The organism is Streptomyces sp. NBC_00012, assembly GCF_045040875.1.
Taxonomy (GTDB): Bacteria; Actinomycetota; Actinomycetes; order Streptomycetales; family Streptomycetaceae; genus Streptomyces.
The window spans coordinates 1,588,979-1,608,123 of sequence record NZ_CP108309.1; the positions used below are offsets into that span (position 1 = coordinate 1,588,979).

Consider the following 19,145-nt stretch of genomic DNA (forward strand, 5'->3'; position numbering starts at 1 on the left):
GGCGCGCCTTGACACTTTCCACCACCCCAGACCATGATTCCATTAATTGACTAATGGAATTGAGGCGAAGTGCATGGCAGACGCATTCACCCCGGACGGCACATCCGGTGCCTGGGCCCTGGAGGCCCGCGGCCTGGGTAAGCGCTACCGTCGCGGCTGGGCGCTGCAGGACATCTCGTTCCGGCTGCCGGCCGGCCGGATCTGTGGACTCGTCGGCCCCAACGGAGCCGGGAAGAGCACCCTGCTGGGGATCGCGACCCGGCAGGTGCAGCCCACGGGAGGCGACCTCCGGATCTTCGGTGTGCCCGTGGACGACCCCGAGGCGATGCCGAAGTTCGCGTTCCTCGGTCAGGACAAGCCGCTGTTCAAGCGGTTCACCGTGGCCGAGACGCTGCGCATGGGCGCCGAGCTCAACCCCGGGTGGGACATGGCGGCGGCGGAACGGATCGTGCGGTCCGGCCAGGTGCCGATGGACGCCCGGGTCGGCACGCTCTCCGGTGGCCAGCGCACCCGGGTCGCGTTCGCACTGGCCTTCGGCAAGCGGCCCGACCTGCTGCTGCTCGACGAGCCGATGTCCGACCTCGACCCGCTGGCCCGCCACGACATGAGCACCCTGCTGATGTCGGAGGCCGTCGAGCGCGGGACCACCGTGGTGATGTCCTCCCACATGCTCTCCGAGCTGGAGGACATGTGCGACTACCTGCTCGTCCTCGCCGACGGCAGGATCCGGATGGCGGGCGACGCGGACGCGCTCGTCCCGGCCCACGCCCTGGTGACCGGGCTCGCCCCGGACGGGGACCCGGCCGCCGCGCTGGCACCGCACACCGTGATCGAGTACCGCGTCCAGGGCCGGCAGTTCCATGCGCTGGTCCGCCCGAGCGGCCCGCTGTCGGGTGACTGGGTGGTCGCCGAACCGAGCCTGGAGGAGGTGCTGCTGGCGCATCTCCGCTCGCCGGGCACGCCCCCGCTGTTCACGCCCGGAGCCCGCATCCAGGCCGAAGGGAGCCACACCTCATGAGCACCACCCTGACCGACGCGCCCCGGACCGGGCGCACCCCCGGGCCCCGCATGCTGCGCGGGCTGAGCTGGCTCGTCGTGCGCCAGCACCGGGCCGCGCTGCTCACCCTGCTCGCCGTGACGGTCCTCGGCCCGATCTGGATCGTCTACGAGCGCAGCCGCATGAAGGACGTCCTGGACGCCGCGGGCTGGCCGGGGAAGGATCTGGCGCAGCCGACGTTCGACTCGGACGGTCCGGGTCTCATCATCACCGTGCTGGGCGGGCTGCCGCTGATCCTCGCCGTCTTCGTCGGCGCCCCGCTGATCGCGGGAGACCAGGAGCAGGGCACCGCGCAGCTGGTCACCACCCAGTCCGTGTCGCGCGGCCGCTGGGTGGCGACGAAGTTCGCCTGGACCTACGCGGCCGTGCTCGTCACCGCCGTGGTGCTCTCGGCGCTGTTCACCTGGTGGTGGAAGCCCTACCGTTCGGTGTTCCCCAGCCAGTGGTCGGACGGATCGATGTTCGATGCCACCGGCCCGGTGCTCCCCGCGCTCTGTCTCTTCATGACCGCCGCGGGCATCACCATCGGCGTGCTGGCCCGCCGCGTCCTGATGTCCATGGCGATCACCTTCGTCTTCGCCGGGGCCTTCGGGGTCGCCTGGGACATGATGATCGTCCACCTCGCCCCGACCCGCACGATCACCTACCCGCTCGACGCGGACATGCCTTCGCGGCTGAACGAGTCGATGGAGGTGGACCGCTGGATCGGCTCCGCCGACGGCCATCTCTACGGCTGGGGCCTGTGCGCCAAGGAGACCGAGAAGGCCTCCGACGCGTGCGTCAAGGAGCACGGCATCGTCAACAATGTCTATGAGTACCTCGGTTTCGACCAGATGCCGGCCATGCAGTGGACCGGTGCGGGCATCCTGCTCGCGGGTACCGCCGTACTCACCGCGTTCGTCCTGTGGCGGGTGTCCCGTCGCCCCCTCTAGGGTCTTTCGTTTGGATCAGGCCGGATCAGGGAGCGGGGCACGCGAGCCCGGCATGATCCAAACGAGAGGCACTGGGGCCTGCCGCGGCAGGTTCACAGGATCGCGGCAGCCGAACGGGAGGTGAAGGCAGTGGTCGTATTCCGCATCGACCGGCGCAGCGGGGTGGCAACGTACCTCCAGATCGTGCGGCAGGTCGAACAGGCGCTGCGCATGGGCGCGTTGGAGGAGGGTGACCGGCTGCCCACGGCCGCTCAGGTCGCGGCCGAGACCAAGGTCAACCCGAACACCACGCTCAAGGCGTACCGCGAGCTGGAGCGCGCGGGGCTCGCCGAGGTCCGGCAGGGGGCGGGCACCTTCATCACCCGCTCCCTCGCTCCGGCCCAGGCCGGCGCGGACTCCCCCTTGCGCACCTCGCTCGCCGAGTGGCTGAACCAGGCGCGGGCGCAGGGCCTCAGCGGCCCGGAGGTCGACGCCGTGTTCCGGTCGGCCTTCGCGGCCGTGTATCCGGCCGAGGCGGACCCCGGCCGGGGCATCTGAGGCGCGGCGCGTACGCCTCGTCGGCGGAGAATGTCCGGTCCCCCGGCGGGGGACCGGACACCGTCATTCCGGTGCGGGGTAGTCACCCGTGGCGCCGTCTGTCCGCTCGCGCAGCAGGTCCGCGTGGCCGTTGTGGCGGGCGTACTCCTGAATCATCACCAGATACACCCAACGCAGGCTGACGGTCCGGCCACGGGCGGCGTACCCGAAGGTCTCGTCGAGTCCGCGTCCCGCCACGGCGGCCTCGCACGCCTCGATCTCGGCGCGGAAGGCGGCGAAGTCGCGCTCGGCGTGGGCGGCGTCGACGCCCTCGATGCCCTCGTCGCCGTCGCCCGGACCGGTGAAGACGTCACCGACGGACTCCCCGTTGAAGCTCCGGCGGAACCACCAGCGTTCGATCTCCGCCATGTGCCGCACCAGGCCGAGGAGGGTGAGGCCGGAGGGCTCGACGGCGGTGCGGGCGAGCTGCGCCGCGGTCAGCCCGGCGCACTTGGTGAGGAGCGTCTCCCGGTGCCACTGGAGCCAGCCCTCCAGCATGACCCGCTCGTCCGCGGTGCCCGGGACGTTCAGCTGGTCGCCGTCTGCCGTCGTACGTTCGATGCGAGGTGCCGTCCATGTCATGGCGGCCATCCTCACATCACGGGGCCCACCGCTCAGGTCAGTTCCCGAAGAAGCGGCTCCGGGTCCGCGAGCAGGAACAGGTGCCCGCCCTCGGGGACGGTGCGCAGCTCGGCGCCGGGAATCTGCGCGTGCGCCCAGCGCGCCACCTCGACGGGCACGTTGCCGTCCGCCTCGCCGTGGAGGAACAGGGTCGGTACGGAGACCGAGCCCAGCGGGTCCGGCAGCGGACGGGAGTAGCCGGCGAGGTCGGTGATGGCCGCGTCCACACCCTGGCGCTGGCCTTCGGCGGTGTCCACGTCGGACAGGGCCCGGAAGGCGGGGGTACTCATGATCAGCCGGTCGGAGCGGGGCCAGGCGTCGAGGTTCGGCTCGCGCCTCGCCTTCTTGAAGATCCCCTTCCCCGCGAGCATCGGCCGCGCGATCGCCGGGGCCCAGACGACGATCCGGTTCAGCCACTTGACCAGCGGGATCCGGCGCGCGTACGCCGCGCGGGGCGCTCCGGGGACGGCGGCGCACGCGAGGATCAGCCGCGTGACCCGCCCGGGGTGCTTCTGGGCCGCCGATAGCGCGTACCCGCCGCCGCCCGAGATCGCCACGAGCGTGGCCCGCTCGTGGCCGAGGTGGTCGAGCAGGGCCACGAAGTCGTCGTTCCAGCGGTGGAAGCCGCGACCGGGTACGGGATCGGTCTCGCCATAGCCCGGACGGTCCGGGAAGACCAGATGCAGGCCCGCGTCCGTCGCCGCCCGCCGCAGCGCGAGCCCCTCGTAGCGGCTGCCGGGGGTGCCGTGGAGCACGATCACGGGCGGGGCGGCGGGGTCGCCGTACGAGCAGTACGCGATGCGGCGCCCGCCAGAGGCCGTCAGACGGTGCGTCTCGGGCCGTTCCGTCTCGGACAGTTCCGCCTCGGGCCGTTCCGTCTCCGGCGCGCCCGGCGTCTTCGGCAGGTCCTGCGGGGAGGGGGTCATCTCTGCTCCTCGGGGGATACGGGGGTGGCGGCAGCGGCGATCCCGCCGATGACGAAGTCGAGGCCGAAGGAGAACCGGCGGTCGTAGTCGTGGTGGTCCGCGAACACCGACGCGGCCCGGCGTTCCGGCGGGAGCTGGTGCAGTTCCAGATCGCCACGGCCGAGGCGGATCGCCACATGGCCGGTGACGAAGTCGTGCAGGGTGCCGTACGCGTACGCGGCGGCCTCCTCGTCGAGCCCCGCGCTGCGCAGCGCGGCCACCACCCGGTACGCGACATCGTCGGCTCCGGGCCCGACGAGGGAGGCGCGGCGGTGCGCCTCGAGGATGACGGGGTGCCGCATGAGCAGGTCGTGGAGCGTGTCGGCGAACAGCCGGACCACGCCACGCCAGTCGTCCGGCCAGTCCACCGACCGGGTCACCTCGCCGACGATCCGGGACACCAGCGCGTGCTGGAGCGCATCGATGCCGCCCGTCGTGCGGTGGATCGCCATCGGTGACACCTCCAGCCGGTCGGCCAGCGCGCGGAAGGTCACCGCGTCGAGCCCCCGGTCGTCGGCCAGCTCGGTCGCCGCGTCCAGGATCGCGTCGGGCGTCACCGCCCGGGGACGGCCGTTCTTGGGAGTGCTTGCCTTCTCGACCACCATGCCCGCACCATATCGATACGCGTAACGAAACTTCAATGGGAGCGCGCATGACGGAGTTGCACGACCTCACGGCTCTACAGCTGGCCGCCGCCTTCGAGCACGGAGGAACGAGCCCGACCGAGGTGGTGGACCATCTGCTGGCCCGGATCGGGGACGGCGACCGGGTGGGAGCGTTCACGACCGTGTCGGCCGACCGCGCCCACACCGCGGCGGCAAGGGCCGAACGCGTCCTGCGCTCGACGGACCGCGCCGGACTGCCGCGCCTGTTCGGCGTACCCACCGCGATCAAGGACCTGGAGGCCACCGCGGGGGTGCGCACCACGCTGGGCTCCGCACTGTTCCGCGACTGGGTTCCCGGGCACGACGACGAGATCGTCGAGGTCATGGCCGATGCCGGGCTGATCAGCCTCGGCAAGACCACCGTGCCCGAGTTCGGGGCGGCCTGCTACACCGAGCCCGAGGTGTCCGCCCCGGCGCGCAGCCCCTTCGACCCGACCCGCAGCGCGGCCGGCAGCAGTGGAGGCGCGGCCGCGGCGGTCGGCGCGCTCCTGGTTCCGATCGCGCAGGGCAGCGACACCGCTGGTTCGGTGCGCTCCCCCGCGAGCGCCTGCGGGGTGGTCGGACTCAAGCCCAGCCGCGGGCTCGTCACCGCGGGCCCGGCCGGCAACGACGGAATGGGGCTCTCCGTGCGCGGCCCGCTGGCCCGCACGGTCCGCGACACCGCCGCGTTCCTGGACGCGCTGACCACCCGTACCGGCGTCGGCACCGTGCATCCGCCCCGGGTCGACAGCTACGAGCGCGCCTGCGACGCACCCGTGCCACGGCTCCGGATCGCGCTCGCCCAGGGGTCGGTCTCGGGCTCTTCGGTGGATCCCGAGGTTGCCGCCGCCGCCGAGCTCACCGCCCGTACGCTGGCCGGGCTGGGCCATGAGGTGTTCGCCCGGGACCAGGCGCCGGACCCCGAGCTCACCGAGGGATTCCGGGTGATGTTCACGGCGCTGGTCGGGTCCAGGACCATGGCGTTCGACGGGGCGCCCCTGCGTCCGATCGTCCGTCATCTCCGCGCCCGCGCACTGGAGCTCACCTCGGCCGAGCTGGCCGCCTCGATCGGTGTCGTGCAGGCCCGCGCCCGCGCCTGGACACTCCGCTACGCGGACGCGGACGTGGTGATCACCCCGACCGTGACGGCTCCGCCGATGCCCGTCGGCCGGCTCCGCAACGACGCGGACCCGGCGGCCGAGCTGGCCGCGATGACCGCTTTCACGGGCAACACCGTCCTGGCGAACGCCACCGGTTTCCCGGCCATCAGCCTTCCGCTGGGCTGGAGTTCGCAGGGCCTGCCGCTCGGGGTCTCGCTCACGGCCGGATGGGGTCGCGAGGATCTCCTGCTCGGTGTGTCGGCCCAACTGGAGGAGGCCCTGCCGTGGGCCCACCGCTACGGCGACCGGGCCGAGGGACGGACACCGGCGACGGACCGGACCTGACCGCCACCGCCGGGCCCCGGGCGCGGTCCGGCTGCGCGCCGGTGGGCCCGGCACACTTCACGGCAAGGGCTGCTCGCCGGTGCTGGAGGAAGCCGTTCAGGGACGCGCGCTCGCCGCCCACCCGCGGGGGCACGCTGCCCGGCTCCTCCCCCATGACGTCACCATGCGAACACGGCAGCCGTTCGCCCGTGATTCCCGCCGGAGCCGATCAGGCTCCCGCGAGTCCGCCCGGATCCCCGGCGCCACGCAGCAGGGTGTCCACGACACGGGTGGCGAGCGTGTCGGCGTCCCCGCCCGCCACTCCTTCCTTGGCCGCCTCGTGGATGAGGGCGTAGTAGACGCGCCGCGTCCAGTCGAGATCGATGTCGGGGCGGAGCACGCCCGCCTCCTGGGCGCGGCGGAAGAGCCGGGCGCAGTCGGCCCGGACCTCGGCGTGGATACGGGCCGCCTCGGGGTGACCGTCCCCTGCGGTGCGGTTCATGGCGAACGACCAGTCGGTCTTCACGCGCAGGACGTTGGCGGTGACCTGGTAGAGAGCGACGAGCGGCGGGGCGGCGTCCGGGCGGGCGGCGTCCACGGCCTCGGCGAACTGGCGGGCGGCCCAGCCGGTGAGCTCGTCCAGGAGCGCCTCACGGGTGGCGAACCGGCGGTGGACGGTGGTTCGGGCGACCCCGGCGGCCCGGGCGAGCTGCTCCATGGTCGCCGCCGGGTTGGCGGCCAGGACCCGCTCGGCCGCTTCCAGGATGGCCCGCACCGTTCGTTCGGTGTCCGCCCTGAGCGGCCGTTTCGTCTGCTGCTTCTGCACCGTCATGGCGAAACGCTACATCAACACTCCATTAAAGCCACTACTTGCAACATCAATGTTGCATGTAATACCTTCATGGCGTCGACGGGGTTGCAACTCTGCAATCCCTCCACGGGGACACGACATCAGGGGGCAGTCATGCAGCACCGGATTCTCGGCCGCACCGGCATCTCCGTAAGCAAGTTCGCCCTGGGCACCCTGCGCCTGGGTGCCTGGGGGAACAGCGACCACGACGAAGCGATCCGGCTGATCCGCACGGCGCTGGACGGCGGGATCAATTTCATCGACACCGCCGACCAGTACTCCGGCGGCGAGGCCGAGGAGATCATCGGCAAGGCCATTCACGGCCGACGCGACGAGGTCGTGCTGGCGACCAAGGGCCACTTCCCGGTCCGGATGGGAGACAGCGATCCGAACCGGCGCGGCAACTCCCGGCGCTGGCTCACCCGGGCCGTCGAGGGCAGCCTCCGGCGGCTGGGCACCGACCACATCGACCTCTACCAGGTACACCGCCCCGACCCGGCCACCGACATCGACGAGACACTGTCCGTACTGTCCGACCTGGTGCGCGCGGGCAAGATCATGGCCATCGGCACCTCCGACTTCCCCGCCGAGCAGCTCGTCGAGGCCCAGTGGGCCGCGGACCGGCGCAACCACATTCCCTTCCACACCGAGCAGCCGCCGTACTCGCTGTTCGTACGCGGCATCGAGAACGACGTGCTGCCCACCGCGCAGAAGCACGGACTGGGCGTGCTGACCTGGAGCCCGCTCAACAGCGGCTGGCTCACGGGGCGGTTCCGCCACGGCGAGCCGATCGAAATGGACGCGTTCCGCCGCGTGGTGGCCTACAAGTTCGACCTCGAACTTCCCGGCAACCGCCGCAAGGCCGAAGCCGTCGAGGAACTGCTGGTGGTGGCACGGGACGCGGGCGTCTCGCTGACGCACCTGGCGCTGGCGTTCGCGGCGACCCATCCGGCCGTCACCTCGGTGATCCTCGGGCCACGCACCATCGACCAGTTGACCGACCAGCTCGCCGCCGCCGAGCTCGCTCTCGACGACGAGATCCTGGACCGCATCGACAAGATCGTCCCGCCCGGGGTCACCCTCAATCCCTTGGACGCCGACTACCGCAGGCCGGCCCTGGCCGCCGCGGCGCGGCGGCGCGGGACCACCGGCTGACCGGCCGCGGCCCGCCTCCCCCAACGGGCCGGAATCGGGTCCGCCGCGCTACCGCCGGTCCCCGTTCCGGCGCTCCGCAGGCGCCAGCACGAACCAGCGTGACGGCAGCCCGACGCGGGTTCCGTCGGGCAGGTACTCGGTCTGGGCCAGGGCGGTCGTGCCCTCGGCCAGCATGGCAAGGCCGGCCTCCTGGAGCAGCCGCCGCACCTCCTCCTCCGTGGCGCTCGCGGGCTTGAGCCCGTGGGCCAGGACCCGGCGCAGCTTCTCCGGCGGGCCGTCCGGGCCCTGTGCCACCAGCTGGAGCACGTCCTTGGAGGCCGGGGTCGGCTCGACGACGAAGGCCCGCCCCCGCTCCCCCAGCAGCGCCGCGACCGCCCCGGCGACGGCGGGCCTGGCCTCGGGCTCGCTCTGGTGGATCACCGCACGCATATACACATTGGTGTCGCCGATCCGCTTGTGCAGGGCCGCCACGGCCTCCGCGTCGACGAGGTCGAGCTGGGCGAACTCGGCGACGCCCGCGGAGTCCGCGCGGCGGGCGTGCGCGATGGCCGCGTGCGCGAGGTCCACACCGATCGCACGGGCGAACCGGGTCGCGAGGTAGCGGGTCTGCGTACCGTTTCCGCAACCGAGGTCGGCCACGGGCAGCGAGGTGTCGGCGTGCGGCAGCAGGAGTTCGGTGTCGGGTACGGAGGTGAGGGACGGGTCGGAGTCCCAGATCACCTCGCCGGGCATGTCCGAGGTGGCGGACCAGAAACCCTCCCACGCCTCGCGGTAGTGCTGTGACACGTCCATGCGCGCTCCCGGGTCCGTTCGTCGTGCGGTGTTCCGCTCAGGACCGGACTACCGTCCGGGGACGGTCACGGCAAGTCCCCGGACAGCATCCACCCGCTCATGACGAGGACTTCACCGGGTGTGCGAGCCAGGGCCCGTCGTCAAACCGCCGGACACTGCGCGGCAGTTCGGCGTCAGGCCCTGGGGCCCGGGATCCCGCCGAGTGCCTGTTCGAACCAGACGGTCTTGCCGTACGCCGTGGCGCTGGTGCCCCACTCGCGGGCGAGGCTGCTCACCAGGAGCAGGCCACGGCCGGACTCGTCGTGGGAGGCGGCGTCGAGCAGCGTGGCCGGGGCGGGTTCGTCGTCGCCGACCTCGCACAGCAGGGCGCCGGTGCGGACCAGTCGGAGCACGATGTGATGGGACCGGCCGTGCTTCACGGCGTTGGTCACGAGCTCGCTGACCATCAGCTCGGCCGCCTCCACCGCGTCCGGCAGCTCCCAGTCGAGCAGCATCCCGCGCACCAGGCGTCGCGACCGCGCCACTTCGCGTGGGTCCAGCGCCAGTTGCCACTCGGCGACGTCGCCGTCCGGGATGCCGTTCAGCCGGGCCATCAGCAGTGCCACGTCGTCCTTGCGTCCACCGCTCGGGTTCAGAGCGCGGATGATCGTGTCACAGGCGTCGTCCATGGAGGCGGCGGGATGGGCCGCCGAGGCACAGAGCGCGGCGAGCCCGGCCCCGATGTCCTGGCCGCGCACCTCGACCAGGCCGTCGGTGCACAGGATCAGACGGTCGCCGGGCCGCACCCGTACGGTCGCGGTCTCGAAGGCGACGCCGCCCACTCCGATGGGGGCACCGGTGGGCAGGGTGAGGAGTTCGGCCCGGCCGTCCTCGGCCCGCACGAGCACGGGTGGGATGTGCCCGGCGTTGGCGATCTGGACCTCGGAACGGATCGGGTCGTAGACGGCGTAGAGGCAGGTCGCCAGATACTGCTCGCCCAGGCGCTGCGCCAGGTCGTCGAGGTTGCGCAGCAGTCGGGCCGGTGGCATCTCCATCGTGGCCATGGTCAGCACGGCCGTACGCAACTGCCCCATCATCGCTGCCGAGTTGAGGCCGTGTCCCATCACATCGCCGACCACGAGCGCGGTCCGGGAGCCGGGCAGCTTCACCGAGTCGAACCAGTCGCCGCCGATCCTTCCGAGCCGGGCGCCGGGCAGGTACCGGGTGGCGATGTCGCAGCCGGCCATCCGGGGTGCGACCTGGGGCAGCATGCTGTCCTGGAGCGTCTCCGCGACGTTCTCCTGGTAGGTGTACATCCGGGCGTTGTCGAGTACGAGCCCGGCGCGGGCGGCCAGTTCGGCGCCGGTGGTGCGGTCCATGTCGTCGAAGGGCTCACGGCCGGGGCGGCGCATCAGGACCATGAAGCCGAGGACCACGCCGCGGGCCTTGAGCGGCACGATCAGCAGGGAGCGGTGGGTGATCAGCGGGCGCAGGTCGCGTTTTTCGAACTCGCCGGAGATCCGGTTGCTCATCTCCTCGCTGACGTACGGGACGAGGACGGGCTCGCCGGTGACCATGCACCGGAAGAACGGGGTGTGTTCGGGGAACGCGATGGACTCGCCGACCGGGACGGTGTCGTCCCAGCGGCCCGGCTCGTCGTTGTGCTCGACCCAGACCCGGTGCCAGACGGTGGTGACGTCGGGCGGCCCGTCCGGGAAGCCCTCGCCGGCCAGGACCGCGGCACGCAGATGCGTACCCGCGAAGTCGGTGAAGCGGGGTACGGCGGCGCTGGTGACCTCGCGGATGGTGCGTTCCAGGCCGAGGGAGGTGCCGATGCGGCCGCTGACCTCGTCGAGGAACTCCAACCGCTCGCGGACCGCCGCGTATTCGAGGTCCGGTTCGGGGCGGGGGAACGGTGCGGGGAACGGGCGGTCCACCGCCGCCGTCGCCGCCCCGGAGCCGGGCGGGGAGTGCGAAGGTGCGTCGCGGCACACCCCAGTCGGAGGTGACCGGGACCTGGCTGCTATGAATGAACTCCAGTACGGGGTAGCCGAGTTCGAGTACCTGGGCGACGATCCTGGTGGCCTCGCCGACACTCATGCTGGGCAGGATCTCGGGCAGCCGGCCTGCCAGCTCCCGGTAGCCGGGGAAATCGGCGTGGAGCGCGAACGCGGGGACGACCGTCCCGGTGTCCCGGCCGTCCTCCTTGTCGCACCCGCCCAGCCGGCCGGCGTCCGCGGCGAGCACCAGGAGTCGCTCGGCACCGGGGCCGACCAGTGGATAGGCCCACCACAACACGTCGATCCGGCCGCTTCCCGGTTCATCGATCCGGGCCCGGCCCGACGCCGGGTACGAGAGGTTCCCGCCGGGCGGTCCGTCGAGTCCGGAGCCGAGCCCGCCGGGCGGTCCGGGGTTGGACCCGGAGCGGCCCTCTTCCTCCACCCGCCCCAACACACCGGAGATGGGAAGCAGTTCACCGGCAGGGCAACCCACCGCCTCGTGCCTGGTGACGCCGAAGAGCCGTCTCGCACCGCTCGACCAGTGGGAGACGAGGCCGTCCGCGTCGACCACCGCGACGGCCAGTGGCACCCGGCCCGTCATTGCGTCGCGCGGCGACGGTGTCCGCTGCGGCGGCACCTGGGGCTCCATGGCTGGAAGGCTCCTTCCCCACCGCGACGTTCTGCGGTTCGTGGCTCCACGGTACGGCTCCGTGTCCGGCGTCCGCCGGTCATCGGCGGGATCGCTCCAAGAGGTGGTGCGCCCGGCGCACCGGGACGCGCACGGAGCGGCCCGGCCACGGTGCCGGACCGGCCGGTCAAGCCGCCGGCCGGCCCGTCGCCCCTCCGGACGGTCAGTCCTCGTGACCCAGCTGGAGGTCGCGTTCGGTGCGTCCGCCGCCCGCCACCTGGAGAACGGTGGCCACCGGCGGATACCCGGCCGCGATCACCGTGTACTCGCCGGTGGACAGGTCCACGAACCGGAACGCTCCGTCGGGGCCGGTGGTGAGGGTGTCGACCACATTGCCCGCCGCGTCCAGGAGCGTGACCCGGGCGTCCTCGACGGGCCGGCCGCCACCCGCCCGTACGATGCCCCGCAGCACGGCGCCGCCGGCCAGCTCGATGTCCTGCCGGGTCTCCCTGGCCGCCTGCACACTCACCGGCAGCGCGGCGGGCCGGAAGGCCGGGGCGCTGGCGGCGAGGGTGTACTCCCCGGCCACCAACTCCGAGATCACATAGCCGCCTTCGCGACCGCTGCGGGTGGACGAGACGACCTCGCCGCGGACATCGGTGAGGGTGACGGCGGCGTCGCGCACCGGGATGCCGTCGGCGGTGACCACGGTCCCGGCGAGGCGTCCGGCCCCGCCGAGCACCACGTCGAGCTCGACGGGACGTTCGCCCACGGTGACGCTGACCGCCTGCGGCTGGTGCCCGCCGGCCGCGGCGATGAGCACGTACGATCCGGCGCCCGGCACGCTCAGCGCGTACCGCCCGTCGTCGCCGCTCGCACCCCGGCCGACCTGCTGGCCCTGGACATCGATGAGGGTGAGGGCGGCGCGCGGGACCTTCGTGCCGTCGGGGTGCTGGACGCTGCCGCACACCGGCACTCCCGACAGATAGACGGGCGGCGGCGGAACGGCGGCCTCGGTGGCCGTGGCCGTGATGGTGGTGCGGGCGGCCGGAACGGTCACGGACTCGGCGGCGCTTTCGGGGCTGTGATGGGACACCAGCGGTTTCTCCTTGAGGAAGAAGGCGAAGAACAGGCCGAGCGCGAGCACCGGCACGAGGTAGAGGAAGATCCGCGGCATCGCGTCGGCGTACGCCTGGACATAGCTGTCGCGCAGCGCGGGCTCCATCGCGTGGACCAGCTGCGGGGTGATCGACTCGGGGTCGGGGAGGTCTGCGCCGGACGGCAGGCGGACGGCGAGCGCGTCCGCGAGGCGCCCCGCGAAGAGCGTTCCGAAGACTGCGGCGCCGACGCTGCCGCCGATCTGCCGGAAGTAGTTGTTGGCACTGGTGGCGGAGCCGATGTCGGCGGGCGCGACGGAGTTCTGCACCGCGAGCACCAGGACCGGCATGATCAGCCCGATCCCGATGCCGAGCACGGCCTGCGCGATGCTGTATTCGAGGCGTGGGGTGTCGGTTTCGAGGCGGGAGAGCAGCCACATCCCGACCACCGAGATCGCGCTGCCGAGGATCGGGTGGACGCGGTAGCGGCCGGTGCGGGAGATCAGCTGGCCGGAGACGACGGACGAGATGACGATGCCGCCCATCATCGGGAGCATCAGCAGCCCGGATTCGGTGGCCGAGGCCCCGTCGACCATCTGGAGGAAGGTCGGCAGATAGCTGGCGGCGCCGAACAGTCCCACCCCGACGATCGCCCCGACGAGCGCGGTGACATTGAAGATCGAGTCGCGGAACAGCCGCAGCGGGATGATGGGTTCGGCCGCCCGGTGCTCGACGACCAGGAACAGCAGGGCCGTTCCGACGGCTCCGGCCCCCAGCCCCAGGATGGTGCGCGAGCCCCACGCGTACTCGGTCCCGCCCCAACTGGTCAGCAGCACCAGGCAGGTGGAGGCGGCCGCGAGCAGCAGCGCCCCGAGGACGTCGAGCCGGGGCCGGACGATGGGCCTGGGCAGTTTCAGTACGACGGTGATGACGGCGAGGGTGACCAGACCGAACGGGACGTTGATGTAGAAGCACCAGCGCCAGGAGGCATGGTCGGTGAAGAATCCGCCGAGCAGCGGGCCCGCCACGGACGCGAGGCCGAACGCGGCGCCGATGAGCCCCATGAACCGGCCGCGTTCCCGGGGCGGCACGACATCCGCGATGATCGCCTGGACCCCGATCATCAGCCCGCCGCCGCCGATGCCCTGGACGGCACGGAAGGCGATCAGTTCGTCCATGGTGCGGGACCAGCCGGCGAGCGCGGAGCCGATGACGAAGACGACGATGGCGAACTGGAAGACGCCCTTGCGGCCGAAGAGGTCGCCGAGCTTTCCGTAGATCGGCAGTCCGATCGTGGAGGCGAGCAGATACGCGGTGACGGCCCACGACATCTTCTCCAGGCCGTGCAGCTCACCGACGATCTTCGGCAGCGCGGTGGCGACGATCATCTGGTCGAGCGCCGCGAGCAGCAGCGTGAGCATCAGCCCGAGGAAGATCAGCCGGATGCGGCGGGGACTGGTCTCCGGTGCGCCGTACGGAGCGGGGGCCCCGGCGTGCGCTGCCGGTTCCGCCCCGGCAGGGCGTGGCGGGGGTGGCTCGGCGGCCGCCTCGGCGGTCCCCGTGCCGCCCGGCTCCTCCTCCAACAGAGTGATCCCACCCACCACGTGCCGCTCCCCTCGTCGCGTCTGCGCCGCCCATTTCTGCCATTGCGCGAGAAGGGAGGGCAAACGCGACGAGGGGCGCTGACGGCGCACTCGGGGGGCTTAGCCCCCGGTGGGAGCCACTACGGCGCACCACCGGGCGGGCCGGGAAAACCACCCGAACCGGTGAGGCCGGTCAAGAGCCGGCGGGCTACTTCTCGACCTCGGTGGCGAGATTCTGCAGCAGCTCGTCGTAGATCCGCGCGAGCCCCTTGGGCGCGAAGGTCCTCTCGAAGAATCCGCCGATGCCTCCGGCACCGTTCCAGACGGTCGAGACGACCGCCTTCGACCTGCCCTCGCCGGCCGGGGTGACGGTCCAGGTGGTGACCATCGAGGAATTGCGGTCCTTCTCCACGAGCCGGCCGTCGGTCGGCTCGGTGACCTCCAACAGGCAGTCACGCACCCGCTTGCTGGTGGCCTGGAGCTTCCAGTGGACGAGGGTGCCCTCGCCGTCGCCGCCCTCGCGCACCTCGTACTCGCTGAAGTGTCCGGGCAGCACGTTGCCCCGGACCTCCTTGTAGTCGGCCAGCGCGTCGAACACCGTCTCCGCGTCCGCGGCGATGACTCGCTCTGTCGTGGCCTCGACCTGCGCCATGGCTGTTCCTCCAGCACTCGGTTGTTCGGGGGTGTCCCGAGCCAACCACCTCGGGCACTCCGCTCAAAATCCGGTCCGGGACGAAGGGGAGAAAACGATCAAGGGAACAAGTGTTCTATTCTCTGTCCAGTGCTACCGAGGAGGCGTCCATGCGCTGGGAAAATCTGGTCGAGAACCCCGCCACGACCGGGAACAGCGCGCTCTTCACCGCCGACGCGGTGACCACGCGCACCTTCGACACCCCTGAATTCCGGGGAATCACCTTCCACGAGATCCGGGCCCGCTCGATCGTGAACCGGGTGCCGGGCGCATCGCGGATGCCGTTCGAGTGGACCGTCAATCCGTACCGCGGCTGCTCGCACGCGTGCGTCTACTGCTTCGCCCGCAAGACCCACAGCTATCTGGACCTCGACACCGGCCTCGGCTTCGACTCCCAGATCGTCGTCAAGATCAACGCCCCCGAGCTGCTCCGCGGTCGGCTCGCGGCCGGCAGCTGGCACGGCGCGCACATCGCGATGGGCACCAATGTCGACTGCTACCAGCGGGCCGAGGGCCGCTACCGCCTGATGCCCGGCATCATCTCGGCCCTGCGCGATCACGCGAACCCGTTCTCGATCCTGACCAAGGGGACGCTGATCCTTCGCGATCTGGAACTGCTGCGACAGGCCGCCGAGGTCACCGACGTGGGCATCTCCGTATCGGTCGGCTTCGTCGACGAGGCGCTGTGGCGCACCGTGGAGCCCGGCACCCCCTCCCCCGCTCGCCGCCTCGACGCGGTCCGCACCCTGAGCGAGAACGGCATCGACTGCGGCGTGCTGATGGCCCCCGTCGTCCCGTTCCTCGGCGACCATCCGGACCAGCTGCGCGCCACCGTCCGCGCGATCGCCGCCGCCGGGGCGACCTCGGTGACACCGCTCGTCCTCCATCTGCGGCCCGGCGCCCGGGAGTGGTACATGCAGTGGCTGGGGAACCACCACCCGCACCTGGTGCTGCGGTACGAGCGGCTGTACGCCGAGGGCGCCTACGCGCCCAAGTGGTACCAGCGCCGCATCACCGGGTACGTCCACGAGCTGGCGACCGAGTCCGGCATCGGCCCCTCGCACCGCGGCACGGCCCGGCGCCTCCCCACCCGGAAGGAACAGCGACCGGAGCGGCAGGCACCCCTCGGCGGCCCCGGGCCCACCCAGCTGACCCTCCTCTGATCCGCTCCGGCCCGGTGCGGCCGGACCTTTACGGCCGACCCGGCGCAACCGGCACGGGCAAACGGGTCAACTCTTGACACAACAGGTCCTTCCCGGCGCGAATGCGGGGAGCATGCGGCGGGGGCTGCGCCACGCGCAGCCGTGTTTCCCCCACCACGGGAGGCCATATGACGAAACGTCCAGGAATTCTGTTCGCCGTCGGTGCGACGGTCGCCGGTCTGGTGACCGCCGCACCGGCCCCGGCAACCGCCGACAACGGCGCGCGGCCCGCCACCGCGAAGCTCAGGTGGACCGACTGCGCCACCAAGTCGTATCCGCGGCTGCAGTGCTCATCGGTCACTGCACCGCTCGACCATGACGATCCGTCGGGCCGGCGGATCACCCTCGCCCTGTCCCGCGTCCCGCACACCGCGAAGACCTTCCAGGGCCCCCTGCTCGTCAACCCGGGCGGCCCCGGGGGCAGCGGCCTGTCGATGGCCGGATTCGTGGCGTCCGCACTGCCGAAGGCGGTCGCCTCGCAGTACGACGTGATCGGCTTCGACCCGCGCGGCGTCGGAAAGAGCAGGCCGGCGCTGGACTGCGTACCGGACTACTTCGACCCGGTGCGCCCCGACTCGGTGCCCGGCTCGCCCGGCGTCGAGGAGGCCAACCGCAACCGGGCCCGTTCGTTCGCCGAGGCGTGCGGGCGCGAGTACCCGGATCTGCTGCCGTACATGGACACCGTCAGCGCCGCGAAGGACCTCGACGTGATCCGGCAGGCCACCGGCTCCCGGCAGCTCAACTACTTCGGGTACTCCTACGGCACCTACCTCGGCGCGGTGTACGGCAAGCTGTTCCCGGAGCGGGTGCGGCGCTTCGTCCTCGACTCCAACGTGGACCCCGACGGCGTCTGGTACGACGACAACATCAGCCAGGACTACGCCTTCGACGCCCGCCACAAGGCGTTCGCCGCCTGGGTGGCGAAGCACGAATCCACGTACCGGCTCGGCAGCGACCCGGCGGAGGTCGAGGCCGCCTGGTACGCGATGCGCGAGGCCGTCGGGGCACGGCCGGCGGGCGGGAAGGTCGGCCCGAGCGAGCTGGAGGACACCTTCCTGCCGGGCGGGTATTACAACGGGTACTGGCCGTATCTGGCCGAGACGTTCGCCGCGTACACGCACGACGGCGACCAGGACGCGCTCGTGAAGGCGTACAAGAGGTTCGGCGCGGTCGACGCCGACGGCGACAACGGGTACTCGGTCTACGCGGCCGTGCAGTGCCGCGACGCCCAGTGGCCCCGGCAGTGGAACACCTGGCGCGGCGACACCCGTCGGGTGCACGCCAAGGCGCCCTTCTACACGTGGAACAACAACTGGTACAACGCCCCGTGTGCGGACTGGCCGGTGGAGCCGCTGAATCCGGTACGCGTCTCCAACAGCGCCCTTCCGCCGGTGCTGCTCTTCCAGGCCACCGATGACGCTGCCACCCCGTACGAGGGCGGCGTCACCCTGCACCGCAGGCTGCGCGGCTCCAGCCTGGTCGTCGAGCAGGGCGGCGGCAATCACGGCATCACACTGAGCGGCAACGACTGCCTGGACACCTACCTCGTGGACTATCTCGCCAAGGGCACCGTCCCGCGCGGCGCGGGCAGCTGGGCCACGGCGGACGCGGTGTGCGCCAAGTCCCCCGACCCGCAGCCGCTGACCGGCGAGGCGGCTTCGAGGTCGGTGCGGCAAACGGGCGCCGACAGCAAGGGCGCAACTTTGCACGGGCTGCTCGGCTTCCGCGGCTGACGGCCCGGCTCCGGCTCGCGTACGGGCCGTCCTGACGGATGCGCCAGGATGGCCCGTATGACGACACGGACCACACCCACCGGGACACACGTCCGGGACATGACCGTCGACGACTGCGAGGCCGTCACGCGGGTCCGGGTGCGCGGCTGGCAGGCCGCGTACGCGGGGCTGGTGCCGCAGTCCTGTCTGGACGACATGGACCTCGCCGTCGCCGAGGACGCGGAGCGGCGCCGCGCGTCCTTCACCGGGGGCACCACGCTCGTGAACGTGGTGGCCGAGCGGCCGGGCCTCGGAGTGATCGGCTGGGGCTGTTACGGCCCGTGCCGGGAGAACGGCAGGCCGCTCGCGCGGGGCGAGTTGTACGCGCTCTACGTGGCGCCCGAGCAGATCGGGACCGGGGCGGGCCGCGCCCTGATGGCGGAGATGCTCACCCGCGCCACGGCCGACGGCTTCCCGGACCTGGTGCTGTGGGTGCTGAAGGAGAACGCCCCGGCCCGCCGCTTCTACGAGCGCGCGGGCTTCCGTCCCGACGGCGCCGAGGAGTCCTTCGAGGCGGACGGCGCCCTCGTGCCCGAGGTGCGGTACGTACGTGCCCTCGGCGGCCCCGACGCCACCTGATCCCGGCGCTCCCTCAGGACGCGCTCAGCCGGCCGAGCGCGTCACGCGCCGCGCCGCCCAGCCTCGGGTGCGGCAGTGCCGCCTCCAGCAGCGGGCGGGCCCGCTCGTCCTCCAGCTGTCCGAGCCCCTCGACGCAGGCGAGCGCCACCCGCCAGTGCGGATCGCCGGGGACGAGCAGCCGTTCCAGGGTGCTCATCAGCGCCGGTACGGACTCCGGAGCCCGCAGCGCGGTGAGCAGCCGCACCGGGTGCAGGGCGTACGCGGTGCGCAGGGTGTTGGTCGCCAGTGCCGCGGCGGCCCGGGGTGTGCGGGGGTCGCCGAGGCGCACCAGGGCGTGGGCGGCCGAGACGCAGCGCTCCGGGTCGCGATGGTTGAGCAGCAGGACCAGCGCCTCGAAGGCCCGCCGGTCTCCGCCGCAGCCGAGCCGGAAGGCGGCGATCTCGCGGGCCCAGAGCGGGCGTTCGCGCTCCACCAGGACGCGGGCCAGTTCCTCCTCGTCCTCGGTGGCGAGCAGTCCGCGGTACGCCGCCGACTCCCCCGCCGCTTCCGCCTCGTCAGCAAGCCGGTCCGCCAGCGACCGGAACTCCTCGTCCATGAC

16 protein-coding genes and 1 pseudogene are annotated in these 19,145 nt (G+C 72.0%); 8 read left to right on the forward strand and 9 right to left on the reverse strand.

The window, feature by feature from the left end; genetic code table 11:
- Window positions 1-73 precede the first annotated feature (73 nt).
- The 3 genes from OHA19_RS07390 to OHA19_RS07400 all read left to right on the forward strand — a co-directional run bounded on the left by OHA19_RS07390 (window position 74) and on the right by OHA19_RS07400 (window position 2,526).
- Window positions 74-1,018, forward strand: a complete 945-nt coding sequence (locus tag OHA19_RS07390; RefSeq protein ID WP_405718451.1) for an ABC transporter ATP-binding protein — start codon at window positions 74-76, stop codon at window positions 1,016-1,018.
- Window positions 1,015-1,989 (forward strand): ABC transporter permease, encoded by a 975-nt coding sequence (locus OHA19_RS07395; protein WP_405718448.1) that lies wholly within the window; start codon window positions 1,015-1,017, stop codon window positions 1,987-1,989. Before OHA19_RS07390 ends, OHA19_RS07395 begins: the two co-directional genes overlap by 4 nt.
- Before the next feature lie 120 nt (window positions 1,990-2,109).
- Window positions 2,110-2,526, forward strand: a complete 417-nt coding sequence (locus OHA19_RS07400; RefSeq protein WP_405718445.1) for a GntR family transcriptional regulator — start codon at window positions 2,110-2,112, stop codon at window positions 2,524-2,526.
- A 63-nt stretch (window positions 2,527-2,589) separates the two neighbouring features.
- Here OHA19_RS07400 and OHA19_RS07405 read toward each other — a convergent pair whose 3' ends face one another.
- The 3 genes from OHA19_RS07405 to OHA19_RS07415 are packed head-to-tail and all read right to left on the reverse strand — an operon-like array spanning window position 2,590 to window position 4,756.
- On the reverse strand, window positions 2,590-3,147 hold the full coding sequence (locus OHA19_RS07405) for a DinB family protein (protein ID WP_405718442.1): 558 nt from the start codon (window positions 3,145-3,147) through the stop codon (window positions 2,590-2,592).
- 32 nt (window positions 3,148-3,179) lie between these two features.
- Window positions 3,180-4,112: an alpha/beta fold hydrolase gene (locus OHA19_RS07410; protein WP_405718439.1), complete on the reverse strand. Its 933-nt coding sequence runs from the start codon at window positions 4,110-4,112 to the stop codon at window positions 3,180-3,182.
- A complete protein-coding gene (locus OHA19_RS07415; protein WP_405718437.1) occupies window positions 4,109-4,756 on the reverse strand; it encodes a TetR/AcrR family transcriptional regulator in 648 nt (215 codons plus the stop codon). The genes OHA19_RS07410 and OHA19_RS07415 overlap by 4 nt, the downstream gene beginning before the upstream one ends.
- Window positions 4,757-4,803: 47 nt before the next feature.
- Here OHA19_RS07415 and OHA19_RS07420 point away from each other — a divergent pair, with 47 nt between their 5' ends.
- On the forward strand, window positions 4,804-6,240 hold the full coding sequence (locus OHA19_RS07420; RefSeq protein WP_405718435.1) for an amidase: 1,437 nt from the start codon (window positions 4,804-4,806) through the stop codon (window positions 6,238-6,240).
- Window positions 6,241-6,448: 208 nt separating this feature from the next.
- On the opposite strand, the gene OHA19_RS07425 is transcribed toward OHA19_RS07420, so the two are convergent.
- The gene (locus OHA19_RS07425; RefSeq protein WP_405718432.1) at window positions 6,449-7,051 is read right to left on the reverse strand and encodes a TetR/AcrR family transcriptional regulator; all 603 of its coding nucleotides are present in this window, start codon (window positions 7,049-7,051) and stop codon (window positions 6,449-6,451) included.
- Window positions 7,052-7,183: 132 nt separating this feature from the next.
- Here OHA19_RS07425 and OHA19_RS07430 point away from each other — a divergent pair, with 132 nt between their 5' ends.
- Window positions 7,184-8,224 carry an aldo/keto reductase gene (locus OHA19_RS07430; RefSeq protein WP_405749722.1) on the forward strand — a complete coding sequence of 347 codons (1,041 nt, stop codon included), beginning with the start codon at window positions 7,184-7,186 and terminating at the stop codon, window positions 8,222-8,224.
- A 48-nt stretch (window positions 8,225-8,272) separates the two neighbouring features.
- Here the strand turns inward: OHA19_RS07430 and OHA19_RS07435 are convergent, their stop codons facing one another.
- From OHA19_RS07435 to OHA19_RS07450, 4 genes and pseudogenes are all read right to left on the reverse strand, one after another.
- Entirely contained in the window at window positions 8,273-9,016 is a 744-nt protein-coding gene (locus OHA19_RS07435) for a methyltransferase domain-containing protein (RefSeq protein WP_405718430.1), read from the reverse strand.
- Between the two features lie 173 nt (window positions 9,017-9,189).
- A pseudogene (locus tag OHA19_RS07440) lies at window positions 9,190-11,644 on the reverse strand (SpoIIE family protein phosphatase).
- A gap of 202 nt (window positions 11,645-11,846) precedes the next feature.
- Window positions 11,847-14,324: an MFS transporter gene (locus tag OHA19_RS07445; protein WP_405718428.1), complete on the reverse strand. Its 2,478-nt coding sequence runs from the start codon at window positions 14,322-14,324 to the stop codon at window positions 11,847-11,849.
- Window positions 14,325-14,511: 187 nt separating this feature from the next.
- Window positions 14,512-14,955 carry an SRPBCC family protein gene (locus OHA19_RS07450; protein ID WP_405718426.1) on the reverse strand — a complete coding sequence of 148 codons (444 nt, stop codon included), beginning with the start codon at window positions 14,953-14,955 and terminating at the stop codon, window positions 14,512-14,514.
- A gap of 149 nt (window positions 14,956-15,104) precedes the next feature.
- On the opposite strand from OHA19_RS07450, the gene OHA19_RS07455 reads away from it, so the two are divergent.
- The 3 genes from OHA19_RS07455 to OHA19_RS07465 all read left to right on the forward strand — a co-directional run bounded on the left by OHA19_RS07455 (window position 15,105) and on the right by OHA19_RS07465 (window position 18,547).
- Window positions 15,105-16,157, forward strand: a complete 1,053-nt coding sequence (locus tag OHA19_RS07455; RefSeq protein ID WP_405749724.1) for an Rv2578c family radical SAM protein — start codon at window positions 15,105-15,107, stop codon at window positions 16,155-16,157.
- Between the two features lie 167 nt (window positions 16,158-16,324).
- Window positions 16,325-17,929, forward strand: a complete 1,605-nt coding sequence (locus tag OHA19_RS07460; RefSeq protein WP_405718422.1) for an alpha/beta hydrolase — start codon at window positions 16,325-16,327, stop codon at window positions 17,927-17,929.
- A 48-nt stretch (window positions 17,930-17,977) separates the two neighbouring features.
- Window positions 17,978-18,547, forward strand: a complete 570-nt coding sequence (locus OHA19_RS07465) for a GNAT family N-acetyltransferase (RefSeq protein WP_405718420.1) — start codon at window positions 17,978-17,980, stop codon at window positions 18,545-18,547.
- A 13-nt stretch (window positions 18,548-18,560) separates the two neighbouring features.
- Here the strand turns inward: OHA19_RS07465 and OHA19_RS07470 are convergent, their stop codons facing one another.
- Window positions 18,561-19,142, reverse strand: coding sequence for an adenylosuccinate lyase (locus tag OHA19_RS07470; RefSeq protein WP_405718417.1), 582 nt, complete (start codon window positions 19,140-19,142; stop codon window positions 18,561-18,563).
- Window positions 19,143-19,145: the final 3 nt, after the last annotated feature.